The sequence below is a fragment of the Thermoflexus sp. genome (assembly GCF_025055495.1).
Classification (GTDB): Bacteria; Chloroflexota; Anaerolineae; order Thermoflexales; family Thermoflexaceae; genus Thermoflexus.
On record NZ_JANWXB010000244.1, the window covers coordinates 1 to 5,487 of the forward strand.

At 62.6% G+C, this 5,487-nt stretch carries 4 protein-coding genes; 1 reads left to right on the forward strand and 3 read right to left on the reverse strand.

What is annotated here, in order from left to right:
• Positions 1 to 294: 294 nt before the first annotated feature.
• The 3 genes from speB to NZM16_RS08015 all read right to left on the reverse strand — a co-directional run bounded on the left by speB (position 295) and on the right by NZM16_RS08015 (position 4,709).
• Positions 295 to 1,284, reverse strand: coding sequence for an agmatinase (speB, locus tag NZM16_RS08005; RefSeq protein WP_295452838.1), 990 nt, complete (start codon positions 1,282 to 1,284; stop codon positions 295 to 297).
• 427 nt (positions 1,285 to 1,711) lie between these two features.
• Positions 1,712 to 2,182 carry a zinc ribbon domain-containing protein gene (locus tag NZM16_RS08010; protein WP_295452837.1) on the reverse strand — a complete coding sequence of 157 codons (471 nt, stop codon included), beginning with the start codon at positions 2,180 to 2,182 and terminating at the stop codon, positions 1,712 to 1,714.
• A gap of 286 nt (positions 2,183 to 2,468) precedes the next feature.
• Complete coding sequence (locus tag NZM16_RS08015) at positions 2,469 to 4,709, reverse strand: hypothetical protein (protein WP_295479788.1); 2,241 nt, start codon at positions 4,707 to 4,709, stop codon at positions 2,469 to 2,471.
• A 125-nt stretch (positions 4,710 to 4,834) separates the two neighbouring features.
• Between NZM16_RS08015 and NZM16_RS08020 the strand changes: the two genes are divergently transcribed.
• The gene (locus tag NZM16_RS08020) at positions 4,835 to 5,239 is read left to right on the forward strand and encodes a hypothetical protein (protein WP_295479790.1); all 405 of its coding nucleotides are present in this window, start codon (positions 4,835 to 4,837) and stop codon (positions 5,237 to 5,239) included.
• The last annotated feature ends 248 nt before the right edge of the window (positions 5,240 to 5,487 follow it).

The following is a 5,487-nucleotide window of genomic DNA, read 5'->3' on the forward strand; positions in this document are numbered from 1 at the left end:
CCCAAATTAAAAGTGGACAAAGCACTATGTCGCCGGTTTTGCGGGTGAGCGAGGCTGCCTGCAAAATGAACTCACGCCATGGGCAACTTCCGAGCTCTCCTGAGAGTTTTGGGGGTGGGGCCTGGCCTGCTTCCTTCCCGAGGGCGCTTGGATCGAGCTGGTCGCCTGAAGTTGCCCATAGCGTAATTCATTTCCCTCCCCGAGGCCCTTCGAACTTGGGGAGATGGGATCATCCCCACGGCCCTTCTATCCGTCAGCCGTTGAGCACTGCCTCAAATCCACCGGGTCTACCGTTCAAAGCCCTTCCGGTCGGGCGCCCAGGAGCGCGACGCGAGGCAGGCCATCCCGGCGACGAGCCGCCAGAAGCGCCAGACCTTCGTAAACCACGTTGGCGGCCAGCAGCGCCGTGATGCCGGCTGGATCATAAGATGGAATCACTTCTACCACATCCATCCCCACCAGGGGAAGGCCCACCAGCCCCCGAAGCAAGGAAAGCCCCTCCCACGATGTAAACCCTCCGACCTCCGGCGTGCCCGTTCCCGGGGCATAGGCCGGGTCGAAGAAATCGATGTCGAACGAGAGGAAGGTCGGATGATCGCCGACGCGCCGGAGGATCCGACGGGGAACGCTCTCCAGGCCCATCGCCCGAACTTCCGCCGCGGAGAGGATCTCCAGCCCCAGATTCTGCGCGGTCTCCCAATCCTCCGGAGCATAGATCGGGCCTCGCAGCCCGACCTGAATGGAACGCTCCGGGAGGATCAACCCCTCCTCAACCGCCCGCCGGATCACCGTGCCATGGGTGTAACGGTGTCCGAAATAAGCGTCCCAGGTGTCGGGATGGCTGTCGAACTGGACCAGGGCGACCGGCCCATAGGCGGCAGCGACCGCTCGCAATTCCCCCAGGAGCACCGAGTGATCCCCACCCAGGCCAATGGGGATCACACCTGCCAGCGTCAGCCGGGACAGAAAGTCAGCGATCCGCTGAAGGGAATCCTCGATGAAGCCGGGGGCGACCGGCGCATCGCCGTAATCCACGACGGAGAGATGTTCGAAGAGATTCACGCGGAGAAAAGGATGATAGGGGCGGAGGAGAACCGAGGCACTGCGAATGGCTTCGGGGCCGAAACGGGCTCCCACCCGGAACGTGGCTCCCGTATCAAAGGGAAGGCCCACGATCGCCACATCCACGCCCTCGGTGGTCTGGACGTAGGGCAAGCGCATGAATGTGCGGATGCCTGCGAAGCGGGGGAATTCCAGAGCATCTGGCGGTTGATAACGTGCCATCCGGTCCCCCTATCAGCGCATTGAACTTTTGATGAATTCTGAGAAGTTTCTCCGGAGGTGTCAACAGCCCAAGGCGGATCGCTCCCCTGAAAAGACCCCTGATCCCTGAGGGAAGGCCATGGGAGTTAGGCTCCTTGCTTCTCCTGGAGGGCTTTAGGTGCGGGCTGGGCGCCTTCAGCGCCCGGCCCGCACCTAAAGAAATCTTTTACGCCATAGGCAACTTCTAAGCTCTCCCGCGGATTTTGGGTCTGGGCTCGCTTCCCTCTCAAGATCGCCCGAATTGGAATCGGCGCCTGAAGTTGCCCACAGCGTCTTTTATCTCCTTCTCCACGGCCCTTTGGGCCGTGGAGAAGGAGATAAAAGGGCATGGAGCCATCCCGCCTCGTCACCGCCTGCTCTCAACCGCCCAACTCCTGCCTGAATGATTTCATTGGTGCCCTCGTGCCGAAGCTGACACCGCCGGAGATGGGACGGGGGTGCCCAGCGCGATGCCACAATACGGGCACAGGCTCCACTCCAGGCGCAACGGCCGCTGGCAGCGCGGGCAGGGTTGCTTCAAACGGGTATGGCAGTAGGGACAGACGATGAAATCCGCTTTCACCCGACGGCCGCAGCCCGGGCACTGCTCGATTTCCTCTAGGCTCTGCAGGATCAGCTCCTCCTCCAGTGCCCGTTCGTATGCTTCCGCCAGGGTCTCCCGAGGCCGCAGGATCAAATAAATCAACAACCCCGGGATGTTCAACACGGCCACCAGCAATGTGGCCAGGAACTGGGTGGGTAGATCCCGGGTTCGCGACCGGATGTCCCGGAACGTCCAGATCACCATGCTCAGCCAGAAGGCGGCCACCGTCGCGCCCAGGAAAGCCACTGGAAGCAAAATCAGATCCGTGAGATCCATCTCGAGATCCCCTTGGGTAGTATTCGTATGGTGGCGGATAGGATCCTTTTCGGAGTTCAGCAGATCACCGACTAACCGAAGCTCTTTATCCCTCGCACAAAAATAGACCGATCTCCTCTTCTCCTTCCTTGCGGAGGGTAAGGAGAAAGGAGAAATTTTGGAACGACAGTGAAGCGGCCGCCCCAACCCCCTTTCTCGCTATTCTTGTGGGAGAGAGGGATTGGGATGAGGGGATCTTCCGCCAAGCTGGAATGGAATACCCCACGTGATTCTTCGGTGTTACCGGTTATGGCTGTGAAGAAATTATAACCCATGAGGGAGCGACTACACGAAGGATCCCCAGCTCCACTGCTCGGTGAGGCGGGCGCTCACCTTGCGGGCCCGTCACTTCGGCTCGTAGCCCGTCCGGGCGGTAGAGGCCGGCCCGCAGTGTGTAAACCCCAGGCGGGAAATCGGGTGGGATCTTCAAAGGATGAGGGTCCGCGAATCGATCCCCCGGCTCCCACCAGCGGGCGGGAAGATCATCTTGCCGGGGAGGGCCGTCATGCTGGAGCAGCGGCGGGCGATCGGGATCCCCCACATGCACAAACACCCGCCAGTCCTCCACGGGCGCCGCTTCCACCTCCCAGTAAAGTGTGACGGTGAAGGTCTCCCCCGGGCGGACTTCCATCGGGCGATCCACGCCGATCAGGCGAGCCGGGCCGACACGCGCGTCGATCAACTGGGTGGGCGAGAGCGGCGTCCGCCCCCGGATCTTCCCGGCCTCCAGGATCAGGTAATCGATGGGCTGCCCCTGGCCATCCCGAATCGGGGCGATCCAACCGCTGTCGAGATCCCACATCCCGATGCGCAAGCGGAGGACGGCCGGAACCTCGTTGTCGAAGCCCACCGTCACCCAGTAGGGATCCACGAACCGGAAGCCCGGCCGGCAGTCGGTGGTGGAAAACAGGCCCCGGCCTGGATGGCGATCCACCTGCCGAACATCATGCACACGGGGAGTCTGGACCGGATGGAGGAACACGCTCCAGGGCCGCTCCGTGGGTTGCAGGCATTCCCAGAACAGCGTGAACGGAAGGCGCTGTCCGGGCGCGGCAGAGCCCGGAAGATAGGCCACCAGCCGCAAATGATCTCCGAACACCCCATCGACCATGCGGGCCTGAGCCGGGAGCGCTGTCCACGTGGATGGCCCTGCATAGGTCGGCCAGATGTAGCGAAGGGGCGCTATCCACGCGATCCCCATCCAGATCACCGCTGGAGCCCACACCCATCCTGCGGACTTGCCCCGGGCCCATCGACGGACCCAGTATTCCCAACCGGCCCAGAGCATCCAGGCGATCGGCCCAATCGCCGGGAACAATAACCGCCCCTGGGAAGCAGAGGTCAACGAGGTCCACCGAAGCAGCCCGAGGAGGACCAGGCCGGTGTAGCCCAGCGCGCCCGCCCACAGCGCCCGGAGCTCGCGGTCCGGCTGACGCCAGGCCCTGGCTCCCGCGAAGATGGCGCCCATCACAGATAAGCCGCCCCAGAGCTCCAGGAACAGGTAAACGGGCGGATCGGCGACAATGTTGAACCATCCCCACACCCCCCAGAACGACCATATCAGCCCGCGGATCTCCGAAAGCAGCTCTGCCAAGGTGCGGGGAGGGGATCGACGGCCGAAGATCTCCAGCATGACATTCAACCCGGTGGGATCCCCATACAGTATGAAATTGCGTGCGAACCACCATCCGGAGATCAGGCCGGCCAGCCCATAGATCACGGCAAAGGCTTGAAGAAGGCTCCATCGGCTCCATCGATGCCTGTTCCAGAGCAGCACGAGGGCACCCGGGGTGAAGATCCAGAGGACGAGCCCGCTGAGTTTGCTCAGGGCAGCCATCCCCAGGATAAGGCCCAGCAGGATCAGGCGAAACCCCGAAGGTCCTTTTCGCCAGATCAGGGCCAGCAGCCAGAGGGCAACGGCGGAGAGCATATTCACCAGGACATCGTTGTTCACTGCGCCCATAATGAAGGGAAACATCGGGTTCCACGCCACCAGGGCAGCGGTCCCCAGGGCCCAGCGCGGCCGATCCGGGGCCATGGTCCGAAGGGCACCGTAGATCGCGATCAGGGCGATCATCCCCAAGACCAGTGAGAACAGCCGCCAGAGATGAAGGGTGAGGATGGCTCCCCGCCAGGGAAATCGCTCCCACGATCCGTGAAGGGCCATGTTCTTGTTGTCCGGAAGAGCGGCGTTGCCGGGAGACGGATGCCGGTTCACGATCAGGACCCGATCCAGGTCCTCCAGAGGCAGATGGAGCGCGCGGGTGAGGGCGGCCAGGAGCATGTAATACAGAGGCGGCTGGCTTCCTTCCTGACGCCATGGCGTGTCCTCCGCTGGCTGCTGCACCGGCAACGATCCCCCTCGCGCCAGATGGGCGGCCAGGCCGATATGCCAGATCTCATCCGGCGTCTCGAAGAGAGGCACGGTGAGCTGGAAGAGAAGCCCGATCATTAAAAAGGAGAGCAGCAATAATCCCAGCCTTCTCACGGTTGGAACTCTCGGTCAAACGGGTTAAGATAACTCCGCAGGGAGAAGTGGGCGAGGCCGTCTTCGGCGGCCCTATCCGCCTCTTAACTCCATCACCCTGCTGCAACATTTGCTTCGGAGGAACCATGATACTCTGGCTTCGAGCTCACTGGGTGCCCGTCCTGCTGGGCATGGCCACCGCGGTGGGTCTCCTCGGGGGCCTGGCCTGGGCTATACGGCCCCGCACGGAAACGGAAACCGCACAGCTTGCGCGCCGGGAGCTTCAAGAGGCCATCCGCCAGCTCGATCTTTTCCTGCAAACCTATCCGACCACGCCCGATGAGGCGCGGGGAGCGCTTCAGCGGGCGCGCTCCGCATTTGATCAGGCGGCAGGGCATCTGGCGTTGACCCGGCCGGTCGAAGTGCGACAATCGCAGGCGGACTTCCAGAGGCTTCAGGATCGGACGGCCAGTCGTGCCGCTCCGGAGGAGGTTCTCCCGCTTGCCCGACGGCTTCGAGAGGCTTTGCAACGCCTAATGGGGGCGGAATGAATTTCGCTTCAATCCGTTTCATTCAGTATTCAATTTCGGATAAACAGGCCATCCACCTTGGGCTACTTCGGGCGGCAAGTCCAATCCGAGCGCCTGTGGGTAAGGAAGCCGGCCAGTCCTTCCCAGGGCCTCTGAGAGCTTTGTCCATTTTTAATGGGGGTGGGGGTTTTCGGGGGCGGTGCGGGGGGGGCAAGAGCCCCCCCCACCGCCCCCCGCAGATTTTTATGCCCCCACCGCACCGCCCGCCC

Bases quoted from the DNA above. Each gene is read 5' to 3' on its own strand.
- NZM16_RS08010 (WP_295452837.1), bottom strand. From the start codon at position 2,182: ATGGATCTCACGGATCTGATTTTGCTTCCAGTGGCTTTCCTGGGCGCG.
- NZM16_RS08020 (WP_295479790.1), top strand. From the start codon at position 4,835: ATGATACTCTGGCTTCGAGCTCACTGGGTGCCCGTCCTGCTGGGCATG.
- speB (WP_295452838.1), bottom strand. From the start codon at position 1,284: ATGGCACGTTATCAACCGCCAGATGCTCTGGAATTCCCCCGCTTCGCA.